The 14,667-nt window shown below is 61.0% G+C and carries 11 protein-coding genes; 6 read left to right on the forward strand and 5 right to left on the reverse strand.

Going from position 1 to position 14,667, the window contains the following annotated elements:
- Positions 1–60 precede the first annotated feature (60 nt).
- A complete protein-coding gene (locus J2741_RS03790; RefSeq protein WP_209673697.1) occupies positions 61–945 on the reverse strand; it encodes a phosphate ABC transporter substrate-binding protein in 885 nt (294 codons plus the stop codon).
- A gap of 130 nt (positions 946–1,075) precedes the next feature.
- Between J2741_RS03790 and J2741_RS03795 the strand changes: the two genes are divergently transcribed.
- Positions 1,076–2,083 (forward strand): phosphate signaling complex PhoU family protein, encoded by a 1,008-nt coding sequence (locus tag J2741_RS03795; protein ID WP_209673698.1) that lies wholly within the window; start codon positions 1,076–1,078, stop codon positions 2,081–2,083.
- Between the two features lie 364 nt (positions 2,084–2,447).
- Here the strand turns inward: J2741_RS03795 and J2741_RS03800 are convergent, their stop codons facing one another.
- Positions 2,448–3,443 (reverse strand): hypothetical protein, encoded by a 996-nt coding sequence (locus tag J2741_RS03800; protein WP_209673699.1) that lies wholly within the window; start codon positions 3,441–3,443, stop codon positions 2,448–2,450.
- Positions 3,444–3,832: 389 nt separating this feature from the next.
- Here J2741_RS03800 and J2741_RS03805 point away from each other — a divergent pair, with 389 nt between their 5' ends.
- Genes J2741_RS03805 through J2741_RS03820 form a run of 4 tightly spaced genes read left to right on the forward strand, consistent with a single transcriptional unit; the run spans position 3,833 to position 6,955 of the window.
- Positions 3,833–4,480, forward strand: a complete 648-nt coding sequence (locus tag J2741_RS03805; RefSeq protein WP_209673700.1) for a RimK-like ATPgrasp N-terminal domain-containing protein — start codon at positions 3,833–3,835, stop codon at positions 4,478–4,480.
- Entirely contained in the window at positions 4,477–5,349 is an 873-nt protein-coding gene (locus J2741_RS03810) for an ATP-grasp domain-containing protein (RefSeq protein WP_209673701.1), read from the forward strand. Before J2741_RS03805 ends, J2741_RS03810 begins: the two co-directional genes overlap by 4 nt.
- Positions 5,350–5,351: 2 nt before the next feature.
- Positions 5,352–5,849 carry a YkgJ family cysteine cluster protein gene (locus tag J2741_RS03815; protein ID WP_209673702.1) on the forward strand — a complete coding sequence of 166 codons (498 nt, stop codon included), beginning with the start codon at positions 5,352–5,354 and terminating at the stop codon, positions 5,847–5,849.
- Positions 5,850–5,896: 47 nt separating this feature from the next.
- Complete coding sequence (locus J2741_RS03820; protein WP_245249385.1) at positions 5,897–6,955, forward strand: glutamate-cysteine ligase family protein; 1,059 nt, start codon at positions 5,897–5,899, stop codon at positions 6,953–6,955.
- Here the strand turns inward: J2741_RS03820 and J2741_RS03825 are convergent.
- The 3 genes from J2741_RS03825 to J2741_RS03835 all read right to left on the reverse strand — a co-directional run bounded on the left by J2741_RS03825 (position 6,945) and on the right by J2741_RS03835 (position 12,278).
- On the reverse strand, positions 6,945–8,249 hold the full coding sequence (locus tag J2741_RS03825) for an APC family permease (protein WP_209673703.1): 1,305 nt from the start codon (positions 8,247–8,249) through the stop codon (positions 6,945–6,947). The genes J2741_RS03820 and J2741_RS03825 overlap by 11 nt on opposite strands.
- A gap of 863 nt (positions 8,250–9,112) precedes the next feature.
- Entirely contained in the window at positions 9,113–10,780 is a 1,668-nt protein-coding gene (locus J2741_RS03830; RefSeq protein WP_209673704.1) for a PAS domain S-box protein, read from the reverse strand.
- A gap of 94 nt (positions 10,781–10,874) precedes the next feature.
- Complete coding sequence (locus J2741_RS03835; RefSeq protein ID WP_209673705.1) at positions 10,875–12,278, reverse strand: DEAD/DEAH box helicase; 1,404 nt, start codon at positions 12,276–12,278, stop codon at positions 10,875–10,877.
- 259 nt (positions 12,279–12,537) lie between these two features.
- Here J2741_RS03835 and J2741_RS03840 point away from each other — a divergent pair, with 259 nt between their 5' ends.
- Positions 12,538–14,517, forward strand: a complete 1,980-nt coding sequence (locus tag J2741_RS03840) for a copper-translocating P-type ATPase (protein ID WP_245249386.1) — start codon at positions 12,538–12,540, stop codon at positions 14,515–14,517.
- The last annotated feature ends 150 nt before the right edge of the window (positions 14,518–14,667 follow it).

Below are 14,667 nucleotides of genomic sequence, written 5' to 3' on the forward strand. Positions count from 1 at the left end.
TTTTGATAAAATGGTGAAAGCCGGCAGGATTCTCCTGCCAGGGCTCATTCAACCTGCGTTTCAGGTCAGGGAAACGTATCCCTCTTCCGCAACGATAGCCTGTCCTTCAGGGCTCTGGATATAGTCGAGGTAGTCCTTTGCCAGGCCCTGCGGGGCTCCCTGGGTGATCATGAGCAGGGGACGGGAGATCGGATACTGCCCGCTCTTCACATTGGCGACAGTCGGCTCGATCTTATTCCCGTTCGCATCCAGGTCGAGGGCCTTTACCGAATCTGTCAGATATCCGATGCTTATGTACCCGATAGCTCCCGGAGTCTGGCCTACCGAGAGCAGCACACCCCCGTTGGAGTTCTGCTCGAGCATGGTGGGGGCTGCGTTCTCTTTTTTCAGCACCATCTCGGTGAAGAACGACCTGGTGCCGGACGCACTGTCTCTTCCTATCAGCACGATGGTCTCATCCGGGCCACCGACCTCTTTCCAGTTGGTGATGTTGGCCTGGTAAATAGCCTTGATCTGGTCGAGAGTGAGTGAGTTTACGGTATTCGCCGGGTTGACGATGACCGCGATGCCGTCACCTGCGACGGTGGTCACCACGAGGTTGGGGTATTTTGTCGTCTCTTCGGTCGTCAGCTCCCGGGAAGACATCCCGATATCGGTGGTGCCTTCTCCGATCGCCTGGACGCCGACACCGGACCCGCCGCCCGAGACCTTGATATCAACATTGGAGTGGGCGTCCATGTAATCCTCTGCCGCACTCTGGGCGATGGGTAATACGGTGGTCGACCCTGTTACGGACAGGGATTGAATGCCCCCGGCCGCAGCAGGGGTGGGGGTTTTTTCCGCACTCGCGGGAGCCTGCGTGCACCCGCAGAGGCACAGGGCGAGGACGAGCAGTGCTGCCAGCCCAAGAACGATGTACCCGGTTTTTTTCGGTTGTACTGCCATGGTGTTCCATGAAAAATCGACACGGGTTCATATACTGTTTTTCGAAATAAACTATATCAGTATATATAGGATATAGTGCAAGATAGAGGAGTATAGGAAATCGGGTGAACGCCGGGGAATGGGAAATACGATGGAAATCCGGAAAGTGCAGATAACGGGAGGGTCTTCGTACGTAATCACCCTCCCGAAGGACTGGGCCGAGTCGCTGAAGATCAAGAAGAACGATCCCCTCGGCCTGGTTGTGCAGCCCGACGGGACGCTGCTCGTCACCAAGGACATCACCGAGGTCCAGGTGCAGAGAGCGAAAAAGTTCGACGTGACCGCGATCCACGAACCTGCGTTCCTATTCCGCCTCCTGATTGCGAGTTATATCGCCGGCTACACGACGATCGAGATCACCTCCAAGAACCGGCTCCCTGCCTCGGTGAGGATGGTAGTCCGGGATTTCACCCAGATGACGATCGGACCGGAGGTGGTAGAAGAGACCGACAATTCGGTGGTGCTGAAAGACCTCTTAAATCCCCTGGAGATGCCGTTCAATAACACGATCAAGCGGATGTACGTCATCGTCAAGAACATGTACCTGGATGCCATGAACGTCCTGGAAACGAGGAACCCGAACCTTGCCGACGACGTCGCCGCGAGAGACAACGACGTCGACAGGCTCAACTGGCTCGTGGCGCGCCAGACCAACATCATCCTGAAGAATGCGAACCTCTCCCGGAAGATGGCGGTCTCAACCAGCATGGTGATCAACACGTACGTCATCTCCCGGATCATCGAACGCATCGGTGATCACGCGGTACGCTGGGTTGACAATGCCCGTAAACTCCCCGAAGGGGAACTCCCGGAGGACCTTATCGAGGCGGTCCGGAAGGCGAGCGGGATTTCCCTTTCCCTCTTTGACAAGAGCATCGTCTCCTACTTCCAGTCGGATATCAGGGAGGCGAACAAAAACATCGAGCAGGTAGGTGCGCTGGAAAGGGCCTGCGAGGAGATCAATGCGCTCGCGATGAGCCAGGAGCCCCTGACGGCCATTTCGCTGCGAAACATCGCCGAGAGCATCCGCAGGGCCGGGGAATACTCCGGGGACATCTCCGAGAACGTAATCAATTACCTCGTGGAATCGAAGATCTGAACACAATTTTTCCTCTTCGATACAAAGAAAACCTCACAGTCCGGTGGACATCCGACCGGATTCCCCGAATTATACCGGATCTTCCGAAGTACATTCCAGTGAGGATGACGGAATGAGATGGGGGGGCACCGGACCGGGGATATTCTGGTGATCCGAGGTCGACACGGTCCCAGCCCGCTCCGCTCCCTTCATTCGATCTGAAAGTGAGAGTTGATCCGGCTACCTCTATATATTTGATGAGACCTATTGAGACCTGGGTTCTTCCTGCGGGGCCCGGGCGGCAGGAGTGTTCGTCCTGAAAAAAAATCCCCGTATACGGAGATCAACAAGTATTCCCCCGATATAAACCCCTTTCCCTCCTCCCTCACGCGGTGCCATAGGGAGGTGCAATCGCCGCGAGTACCGCGAGTGCGGGTCCTACCAGGATGCCGGCCCAGAAGACGAGACCAAGCCCCGCGATGACCAGCATCCCGATCCTTTGCGCGAACCCCGGGGCTCCATCTGCGCGAAGACTGAACACGAACGCTCCCGCACCCAGGGCAAGGGGAATCCCCGCAAAGATCAGGGTAAGACCGGCTCCGGAGTCCCAGCCGGTGACGGAGAGTGCGATCCCCATCTCCGCGAGGACGAGGAGCCCGCTCCCCACGTAGAGCGCTCCGGCGCCCATTCCGGACCACCCGTATATTCCGGGGGTATTCCGGGATTCTTTTTTATTTCTCCATAACAGGAACCCCATTACGAGAAACCCGATACCGTAGGGGATTACGAGGAGGAACGGGGACTGGCCCTGCCAGAGCCGGATCCTGGCTACCTCCACCGGAATGCCCAGCCATTCGGCGGGAGAAAACTCCTCGAGATACCCGGTGGCCAGGATCGTGCGTCCGGCAGACGGAGCGGATATTACCGCGTAATACACGCCGTCCACCGGTGCAGGCCCCTCCAGCGATGAGATCTCGTACATTGCCATCGGGGTGAACGGTTCATAGGTGGCACGGAGCGGGAGCGCTCCGGGAACCCCCAACACCTCGTATCCCGGAGGGAGATCGATGCCCGGGGGCACCACCTCGCCGGTCCTGTTCCCGGGGACGAGGAGGGAGAGCATGGGAAGGAATCCGGGGTCCGGGGTGGAGAGGGAGAAGACCATGGAGTCTCCCCGTGCAAACTCCAGCCGGTAGTACTCCATCCCGCCCGGGGATCCGGCCGTCCCGTACCAGGCATACGATTTCGCGTTGTCGGGGACGACGGCCGCCCCCTGCACGGACGTCCCCCCGGGAGCGAGCACGGGCACGTGTGCCGCCGCGCCGGCCACGCAGCATGCGGTTGCGGCCAGCAGGACCACCACCAGGATCCGCAGTTCCATGGGGGTTCTTTTACCCTGCGTGGCGAAAAAATTTGTCCTCCCGGGAGGAGAAGAAACTGACTGATTTCCCCGTCGGACTCCGCTCAGGCGTGAATACCTTTAACCTATGAAGGCGAGATCAGCTGTGGAATGATTCTCCCCCCGCGGGGGAGTGAACGACATGCTCACGCAGGACGACGAGGAATCAGACGGCGATTCCGATCATTGTCGGAATATTTCATCCTCTACGGGATGCAGGATAACCACGACGAACACCCTCTCTTCTCGGATTATTAAAGAACCTGGCTTACCCTCCGACGGGACAATATATCATTACCGCCAGGGGAGAGAAAAAAACGGCCAGCCGCTCCCGGGGCCGGGATCAGGGCAGGATCTCCAGGGAGTGAACAATGGGCACTAGGAAGGACCCCCCGCTCGTGAAGGACCAGACCTACATGGTCCGCCGGGAGGGAGTGACCCACGTGGTGAGCGAGAACTACTCCTACAAGAGCGACACCTACTATACCATCCTCTCCCAGGAGATGAAAGGGGTGGCGATCGCGCCAACGAGCCAGTCGGTGCTGGACGCGGGCGTGGTCCCCATATGCCTGGAGAAGGCCCGGCTCGCGGGTATCAGGGTCTGCGAGTGGGGAATCTCCCATTCCTACGTCCCGTTTCCCGCACTCCTCTACGGGATCAATTATTTCGCCACGTCTTCGGACTACCACCCGGTCGCGGGCCCCGACGAGACCAAAGCGGCGATAAAACACGTGACCAACTGTGGAAAATATCCCTTCTGCTACCAGGGGCTCGGGGATGGGGACTACATCCACCGGGTCCACTCCGTATTCGGGAGGGTCACCACCGAAGACCCAGGTCTCTCCCGCCTCGCAGGAGAGATCTACGACCTCTTCGGAATCCCCCTCCAGACCCTGGTGGTCCGTGAGAGGGCTGGGGAATATGCGTTCTCTTCCCTTGCTCCGTGCCGTTACTCGGCCCTCTCCCGGGATGAGAAGACGCTGCTCCATGCATATATCGAACGCCAGGAGTTCCTATGAGCAGGCTCGGCATATTTGTGGACAGAAAGACCCTCTCTTCAGCCGAGCAGCTCACCGCCCTCATCCACTGCCGGGACGTGGCAGAGGCGATGGGGCACTCCGTGGAGTTCATCTTCCCGGTGGACATCCACCGTATCCCCCAGATGGACGCCCTCTTCATCCGGGCACGGACCGACCCGATGAACGTCACCTACGTCGCCGCCAGGATGGCCAGCTTCCATGACATCCCGGTGATCGACGACCCACGGTCTATCCGGGTCTGCTCAGATAAGATCAACATGTACTGCCAGCTGATGAAGAAAGGGGTCTCGATCCCCCGGACGATCTTCCTCTCCCGTCACGAGCTCTCCCCGGAAAAGGCGGAGGAGCTCTTCGGTGAGCTGGGACGCCCCCTGGTGATAAAAGAGCCGTCCACCTCGTTCTCTCTCCGGGTCGAGAAGGTGCAGGACACGGCGGAGTTCATGCGGGTCTCCCGGAGGTTTTCCAAGCTCTCAGACTGGATCGTGGTCCAGCAGTTCGTGGAGAGCCAGTACGACTGGAGGATCGGGGTGCTCGGCGGGGAACTGCTCTATGCCTGCAAGTACACCATCCCCACCACCACGTTCAAGATCCAGGCCTCCGTGAACGGGCACGTGGTCTATTGCGACGTGCTGAGCGTCCCCCCGGAGGAGATCCCTCCCGACGTGCTCGACCTCGGGCTCGAGGCGGGGAACGCGATCGGCAACGGGCTCTACGGGGTGGATATCAAGAAGGCCGACGGGCACGCCTGCGTGATCGAGGTGAATGACAACCCCTCCCTGGAGAGCGGGGAGGACGCGCACTATCCCCTGGTCTACCGGAAGATCGTCGGGCACCTCCTGGGAGCGTGAACATGGACGAGGACTGGCTGCTTACCGCCGAGGCCATCTGTTGTGACTGCGGGGGGCGGTGCTGCCACGGCGCCCACCCGCCGCTTTCCCCCTCCCGGAGGACCCTTATCACCTCCCGGGGCGTGGGAAACGGGAACATCGAGTTCACGGGATACCACCGGATGGCGGTTGACGAACGGGGCTGGTGCACCATGTTCCGGGAAGGGAGGTGCGCAATCCACTGCATCAAGCCCGAGACCTGCATCGCGGGCCCGTTCACCTTCGATATCAGGGACGGGATGCTCGAGATCTACTTGAAACACGAGGGCATCTGCCCCCTCGCGGGGTTGTTCCGGCGGACTCCGGGGGCGTACAGGGTCCATTACGACCGGGCTGTCCATGAGATCTCCCGCCTGGTCAGGGATCTCCCGGCGGCCGAGCTCGCAATAGTGCTCCGGATCGATGAACCCGAGACCGATAAGGTGGCAGAGATCCCCCTGGAGGCGTTCTCACGGAACTGATCGGCACCGAGCATGAATACTCCATCAACGGCCCTGATTATACCCCGTTGCCTTGTTCCGATACGATTCTCGCGGAAGTTGCAGGATACCCTGCGGACGAGACCCCGTTCTCCGGGGTGCTGCTCGGAAAAGAACTGCAGAAGACGGTGATCGAGTTCATACCGCCGGCACCGGCCCGGAACGTCCCCGAACTGGAGGCGAGCCTCCTCCCCGGTATTGAGGGGTTCTTCTCCCGCTTCGGGTCCCGGTACTCCCTGCTCGGCCTCGGCATGCACCCCCTGCTCACTCTGGACCAGACCTCGGTCTGGGACCACGGGGAGCATGAGTACTACCAGGCCTACGACCGGATCTTCGGGCTCCGCCAGCACGGGTGGCTCAATATCCAGGCGCTGCAGATCAACCTCTCCTACCGGGACACCGGCCACCTCGTGTGGCTCTACAACCGTGTGAGGGCGCTCATTCCATACCTGGTCGCCATCACCGCGGCATCACCCTTCGTCGAGGGAAGACCTACCGGCCTTGCGGATAACCGGCTCCGGTATTACCGGGAGAACCAGGCGAGGATCCCGGAGATCTGCGAGAACATCATCCCGGAACGGCTGCGATCCCTCCAGGACTATCTCGATTCCCTGGAGCGGATTTACGGTGCGCTCCGGCGTCTCGACGGGGATATCCTCTGCGACGAGTGGGTCGCCTCCCGGGGGCTGATCGTCCGTTTCTCCCGCCCCTGCATCGAGATCAAGGCCCTGGACGAGCAGGAATGCGTGCGATCCGACATGGCGGTCTGCGCATTCGTCCGGGCGCTGGTGTCCTGCCGGGACCTGTCACTGGAGGAGGACCGCGACGCCCTCGTGGAGCTCACCGGGAAGGCGATGGAAGGCGGGACTGCCGCACTTCGCCCGGAACTCCGCGCCCTGTACCGGAAGGCCTGCAGGGCCGCGACGGACGAGGAGCGAAGGTACCTTCCCTACATAGAGAGGAGGATCGAGTCCGGAAGCCTGGCGGAACAGATGGTGAGGGAGGCACGGAACGAAGGCTCGATCAGGGCCCTCCTCCCCGGGCTCGCAGGGTCGCTCCGGACAAACGAACCGTGGATCAGCCGGTGACCGCACCTTTTTTCTTGAAGAAATATGCGATAAGCACTCCGATAACAATGATCCCGACGCCCAGGGCGATCACCGGGAGAGTGAGCTGGGCGATCATGAATACGCTCGACAGGATTCCCAGGACCGGGAGGACCGGGAGCCGTCCGATCGCGAGGGGGATGCGGAACGGCCGCTCGAGGCCGGGACTCCTGTACCGGAGGACGATAACCGTCGCGTTGATCACCAGGAAGGTGACGAAGAGGAGGAAATTGGTCACGTTGGCGACCATGCCGAGGTCCCCGGGGACGGTGAAGCATATCGCCGCCACGCTGACCCCGAGCACCGCCACCCAGGGAGTCCTTCTCCCGGGGTGGACGAACGCGATCTGTTCCGGGAGAGAGCCCGCGCTTGCCATCCCGTAGGTGATCTGGGAGGCCGCGAGGAGCATCAGGAGCACGGTGTTGGAGGTGGCGAAGAGGGCCACCACCGAGATCACCACCGAGGCGTCGGCCCCCCAGGCGGCCCCGGCTACGGTGACGAACGGCGCATCGGATGCAGACAGGGCCTCCCATCCCACCACGCTCACCGCGGAGATTGAGACCAGCACATAGAGCACGATGCAGATCCCGATCGCGAGCATGAGCGCCCGGGGAATCACCGTGGCCGGTTTCCTGGTCTCGTCCGCGAACTTCACCATCTCCTCGAATCCCATGAACGCGAAGAAGACCAGTGCCGCGGCGGAGAACAGGCCCTGGACCCCGAGCGGCATCTCCAGGTAGTCGATGCTCCCCAGGAACGGGATTCCGGCAATGATGATCGCCACCAGCCCGCCCGCCTCGACAATGGTGAAGGAGATCGCCAGCCAGGCGGTCTCCCGGATCCCGTAAAGGAGGATCGCCGCCAACACGAGGATGATCCCCACCCCCGGGAGGAACGCGGGCATGGGGAACAGCGCCTGGAAATAGCCGGAGAACGCGATGGCCACCGTCGCAGCACCCACCACCCCGGAGAAGATGATCAGCCACCCGATGAGGAATGCTGCCTCGGGCCCGAACCCCTGCCGGGTATACTCGTACTCGGCGGCGGCCCGGGGATACATCGAAGAGAGTTCGGCGTAGGAGAAACAGGTGAGCAGGGCCACCACGGCGGAGAACCCGAACGCGAGCCAGACCGCGTTCCCGGCGAGCCCTGCGGCCTCGCCGATGAGGGCGTAGATCCCCGCCCCGAGAATAATTCCCACCCCGGCCGCGGTGACCTGGAGCAGCCCGAGCTCGCGTTTCAGTGCCGGCCGGGCAGGGGGGCTCCCTCCTGTCATCGTTTCACCATGGGAGCGCCGGGCAAAAGAGTTTATCCCCGTTCACCGGGGTAAGAGGGGGGAGGAAGCATGCAGGCGCGGGAAGTATCCTGATAAGGATGATTGATCGGATCAGTGGCTGGCAGTCTGGAAAATTCTCCCGGTTGAATTGCAGAGAATCACGGGATGTGAAAGATATCAGGACAAACGACAGTCCGGGCATATCCCGCTGGGGCGCCACAGCGGCGGGGCAGAGCCCCTGGAGTGTCATATAGTTCAAATTCAGTTTTTTTGGTTTTCCTGACCTCCTTTCTTCGTGACGTTCTTGGGGGCTTCGCCCCCGCCACTGCGGCAGCCCCCGGCGCGATATCTCTAGCAAAAGTTTGAACCGGAGGGTAGGTCCAGAATGGTGTGCTGGATATCGGTGAGTTCACGCTCACTAAAGTCTAAAAAATTCTTAGGCCTAACGATAGTCCGGGTATATCCCGTTGGGGCGCCACAGCGGCGGGGCAGAGCCCCTGGAGCGTCATAATTCGAATTCAGTTCTGAAGATTTTTTGAATCCTCTTTTTGTGAAATTCCTGGATTAGGTAATGTAAATGTAATCTTCTAGCGTGAACATCCCATTTTTATGACGTTCTCGGGGGCTTCGCCCCCGCCACTGCGGCAGCCCCCGGCGCGATATCTATGATAAAAGTTTGAACGGTAGGGTAATGTCCGGAATCCATCGTCAATACAAGCCACAAAAAGATTGGGCCTAACCACAGACCAGGCATATCCCGTTGGGGCGCCACAGCGGCGGGGCGCAGCCCCTGGAGCGTCATAGGCAATCTCTCTTCTTCGACCAAATTGAGAATAAAGTGCAAACCGCCCAAATCAGCCCGATCAGGCGATCTCCTGGATCATCCGCCCGTTCCGGAAGATGGAGATCTTTCCCCCGCTCTGGGACACCACGATCCCGATCGCCCCGGTCACCATGGTGATCGCCGCCACCGAGGAGTGCCGGGTTCCGAGCCCCTTCGGTATCCCCACCTCGTGGGTATCGATGGTGATGTACCGGGCCGCGGCCTCGATAAGACCGTCGCCCCGGACCACGAACGCCCCGTCCAGCTGGGCGAGCTCTTTGACGTTCTCCTTGATGTCGTGGTTCACGATCATCCGGTCTTCGGTGCGGTGCCCTGCGAAGGGGTTCAGGATCAGCTGCTTCGACTTCTGGAGCACATTCTCGGTATCCCCGATGATGAACGCCGTCCCGAGCTGTTTGCCTTCCCGTCCCTCCTTGGCGATCTCCAGGCAGATGTTGAACACCGCGTCGAAGACCTCGTCGGTGATGTCGGTCCCGGATATCACCCGGTCCTTCCACATCGCGGTGCTGATCCTTTTCCGGTCTCTGCCGGAGTGGTCGGTGATGTCGTGCCCGATGCACACGATCTCCCTGATCCGCCCGTCAGGTTCGCGGACGGCCCTGTTCACCCAGGCGATCCATACCGGTTCCCCGTCGCGGAGGACCATCTCGTTGATCCGGATGGCGGAGTTCTCGCCGTTCATGTGCATGTCCTGCACGAACCCGGTCACCTCAAGGTTCCGCCGCCCCTCGGGTATCAGGGTCCCGACCACGTTCTTCCCCATGATCTCCGGGGCCGAATAGCCGAAGAAGGACTGGGCGAACTTGTTGAAGAAAGTGATGGTGCCCTCCGGATCGAGCTTCATGATGATGCTCCCCGAGCTTTGCAGCATCTCCCGGTAGCGGAGGTCGCTCTCCTTGACCATCTCCTCGAGGCGGACCTTCTCGCTCTGGTCCTCGCATACCAGGACCTGTCCACGGGAGTGGTCGTGGAGGTCGGCGAGCCGGATCCTGGTCCTGCAGGGTATCACCGTTCCGTCCTTCTTCTTCATCCGGGTATCGGAGAACCCCCAGCCCTCCTCGTCCACCCGGATGGTCATCTCCCGGAACGCACGGTCGCACTCTTCCTTGTCGGGGAAAAGCGAGAGCGCGGACTTCCCGGCGAGCGCTCCCTCCTCGTATCCCAGGCCCCGGGTCATGGCGCCGTTCACCCAGTCGAGGACCGAGGAGTGCATCTGGCATACCCACAGGGGGGTGGCGTTCAGGATCGCGTCGAGGGTGTCGCACCGGGCGGAGAGGTCCCGTTCGATCTTCTTCCGCATCACGGCCTGGTGCACGAGGTCGCGGAGTTCCGCAACCTGGGGCCGCGAGCTGCCCCTTGGGAGGGGGGACTCCCCTGCGGCGTTAAGGTCTTCCAGCACGAGCCGGTCGCCCCGTCGGGAATAGAGGATGAAGGGGCTGGTGCTCCCCTGGGACTTCAGGAACCGGAGGAGCTCTATCCCGTTCATGTCGTCGAGGAACTCTATCCCGTTCACCTCGGGGATCTGGTAATATGAGACGATGATGTCGTAATTCCTGTTCTTCAGGATCTCCAGGGCCTGCTTCACGGAATGTACCGCATCCACCCTCACCTCGCCCATCTTCGCGAGGTACGACCGGGCCCCCTCGATGAGTTCGGTGTTATCGTGTACCAGCAGAACCGTGATCACTTCGGCTGTCCCCCGGACCCGTCGCCGGGCCAAAATATGAGATAAATTAGGATGGATCAGGATTAAATAATTATTGAACCGCTGGTTTCAGTTCTTACGACCTGTAATTCCTTTTTTTCCTTCGGCTGTCGGGGTACCGGCCCTGGCTCCGGGACGGGCCCGGCCTGCTTTTCCCCGCTTCCTGCCCTTCTTTCTTCGGTTCGCCGCCGAGCGGGGCCATCTGTATCTTCATCAGTGCCGCCGCAACGTCGAGCGAGGTGAAATCGTCGCCCATAAGCTGCTCCACCCTGGGGATGTAGGGTTCGAGCCCGCCCTTGTCCATCTCGGCCCGGACCCGGGTGAGGAGCTTCGCCGCCCGCTGCTCGGCGATCTGGTTGTCGGTGGGGATGGGGTGGGGCATGATCCGGATCTTGGCGAACTTCTGGATATCCTTTAATTTCCAGACCTCTCTCCCGGATACGAAGGTAATCGACCGCCCGCTCCTTCCCGCACGCCCGGTCCTCCCGATCCGGTGGACGTAGTACTCGGGGTCCTGGGGGACGTCGTAATTGACCACCAGTTCCACCTGCTCGATATCGATCCCCCGGGCGGCCACATCGGTCGCGATCAGGATGTCGGTCGACCCGGCCCGCACCCGGGTCATGACGCGTTCACGCTGCGTCTGGTTCATATCGCCGTGGAGCCCCTCGGCCTGGTAGCCCCTGGCCTGGAGGGTGCTCACCACCTCGTCCACCTTCCGTTTGGTGTTGCAGAAGACCAGGGTGAGCCGGGGGTTGTAGAAGTCGATCATCCGGGAGAGGGCCTCGGGCTTCATGGGGTCCCCCACCTCGAGATAGCGCTGCTCGATCCCCGGCACGGTAAGCTGCTCGTGAAGCACCTTCACCGGGAACGGCTGGTTCAGGTACTTCTCCGCGAGCTGCCGGATCTCCGGGGAGATCGTGGCCGAGAAGAGCACCGTCTGCCGGTCCTTCGGGAGCCTCCGGAGAATTGCCTCCACGTCGTCGGAGAACCCCATGTCGAGCATCTCGTCCGCCTCGTCGAGGACCACCATCCTCACCTGGTCGAGCCGGATGGTACCCCGCTGCAGGTGGTCGAGCAGCCGTCCGGGGGTGGCGATCACCACCTGCACGCCCTTCCGGAGCGCGGCGAACTGCCGCTCGATGGGCTGGCCCCCGTAGACCGGGATTACACTCATATTTTTCAGGTGAATCGCCAGCCTCCGGAGTTCTTCCGACACCTGGATAGCCAGTTCCCTGGTCGGGCAGAGCACCAGGGCCTGGATCGCGGGTTTTGCCACGTCGACTTTTTCCAGCAGGGGAATTCCGTACGCGGCGGTCTTTCCCGTACCGGTGTGGGCCTGTCCTATCACGTCACGCCCGTCCCTCACCGCGGGTATTGCCAGGGACTGGATAGGGGTCGGCTCCTCGAACCCCATCTCCGAGACCGCTTTCTGGAGCGGCAGGGAAAGGCCGAGATCTTCGAATGATAATGTCTTCATCGCCCGTTCCACCATATATATTCAGGGCGATTCATTTCTCTTCTCATCTTATAACATCTACTCCTGCAGTTAATGCGTCGCGGGCCTGCTTATAAGGTTCCTTTAGGGATGATCGGGATCAGGGAAACGGGAGGTCCCCGCCTGTAACTCATTCATGACTCCACAAATTCTCATTCGCGGGAAATGGGGGTCACTCCTGTAAGTCATCCATAAATACTCATATCGCGAAAGAATACCTCATATGGCCGGGGATATGAAGATGGGAGCCGGTAAAGGCATGAGGATGGCCTCCATGCATCAGGTGATGGCCACCGATTTCCGGAATCGGTTCATCGTCTCGGTGATCCTCACCGTCCCTATCCTGGCACTCTCCCCCCTCATCCAGCAGGCGCTGGGGTTCTCCCTCCGTTTCGAGGGGGATGCCATCGTCCTCTTCCTCCTCTCCACCGCGGTGTTCTTCTACGGCGGCTGGCCGTTCTATTCCGGGCTGGTGAAGGAGCTCCGCCGGCGCCAGCCGGGGATGATGACCCTGATCGGAGTAGCCATCATCGTGGCGTACGTGTATTCCAGCATCGCCCTGTTCGAGGCGTTCGGGATCTCGGGGGCGATCTTCTTCTGGGAGCTCGCTACCCTGATCGACATCATGCTCCTCGGCCACTGGGTGGAGATGCGGTCCGTAATGGGCACCTCCCGGGCGCTCGAGGAACTGGTAAAGCTCCTCCCTTCCCAGGCACACCGGGTGCGGGACGACGGGAGCGAAGAGGATGTTTCCCTCGAATCGGTCCGGTCAGGGGAGCGTGTCCGGGTAAAACCGGGAGAACGTATCCCTGTCGACGGGGAGGTGGTGTCCGGGGAGACCAGCGTCGACGAGTCGATGCTCACCGGGGAGTCGGTCCCGGTGTACAAGGGAACCGGGGACGAGGTGATCGGGGGGTCGGTGAACGGTGACGGGTCGATTGTGGTCCGGGTGACGAGGACAGGGGAGAGCTCGTACATCTCTCAGGTGATCGACCTGGTCCGTTCGGCCCAGACCGCCCGTTCGAGGACCCAGAACCTCGCCGACCGGGCGGCGAAATGGCTGACCATCATCGGTCTTTCGGCCGGGGCGATCACGCTCGTGGCATGGTTCCTGGTCGCCGGGCAGCAGTTCGTCTTCGCCCTCGAGCGGAGCGTGACGGTGATGGTGATCACCTGCCCCCACGCGCTCGGGCTCGCTATCCCCCTGGTAGTGGCGGTTTCCACCGCGCTCGCCGCACGGCACGGCTTCCTCATCCGGAACCGCACCGCGTTCGAGAACGCCCGGAGGCTTCAGGCAATCATCTTCGACAAGACCGGGACCCTCACCCTCGGAGAGTTCGAGGTCACCGACGTGATCCGCCTGGGGGGTCTCTGCGACGAGGCCGTGCTCCGGGACTATGCCGGCTCGCTCGAGTCCCTCTCCGAGCACCCCATCGGGAAGGCAATCGCCAAGGCGGGAAAGACCCGCTATGATGTGGATGAGTTCAAATCCATGCCCGGCAAGGGCGTCACCGGGACGATTGACGGGCACAGGGTGATGGTAGTCAGCGGCATGCACCTTGAATCCCTCAAAAAAACCGTATCTGATGCCCGGATCGACGAGACCGCGGCCAAAGGGCGGACCGTGGTCTATGTTCTGATCGATGACGAACTTTGCGGGGCGATCGCGCTCGCGGACATCGTCCGCCCGGAATCTAAGAACGCGATCGCACAACTGAAGGACATGGGGATCGAGTGCCTGATGGTTACCGGGGACCGGAAGGAGGTGGCGGAGTACGTCTCCCGCGAGCTCGGGATGAGCGAGTACTTCGCCGGCGTCCTCCCCGATAAGAAGGCCGAGAAGGTCCGGGAGATCCAGGCCCGCGGCCTTCTGGTGGGAATGGTCGGTGACGGGGTGAATGACGCCCCCGCCCTCGCCGAGGCGAACGTGGGGATCGCCATCGGGGCCGGGACGGACGTGGCCATCGAGGCGGCCGACATCGTGCTCGTCCGGAGCAACCCCGACGACGTGGTCTCGGTGATCAAGCTCGGGCGTGCCACCTACCGTAAGATGGTGCAGAACCTTCTCTGGGCAACGGGGTACAACGCGGTCGCGATACCTCTCGCGGCCGGGATACTCTACGGAGAGGGGATCCTCTTATCGCCGGCGGCAGGTGCGGTGCTTATGTCGGTTTCGACGGTTATCGTGGCGGTGAACGCGAGGCTGCTAAGGTTTGAGTGAAATTTGAGAGATTTGAAGAAAGCGCTATTTCTATTAGTTGTTATTGAACCCAGAAGGCAAATTCCGGGCCAAAGTGCAACATGAAATTCCTATCTCATTCCCTGATCTTTCAATTATGATTTAGTCCCTAGATCCGCCGCCGGGGCCCCC

Source organism: Methanolinea mesophila, assembly GCF_017873855.1.
Classification (GTDB): domain Archaea; phylum Halobacteriota; class Methanomicrobia; order Methanomicrobiales; family Methanospirillaceae; genus Methanolinea_B; species Methanolinea_B mesophila.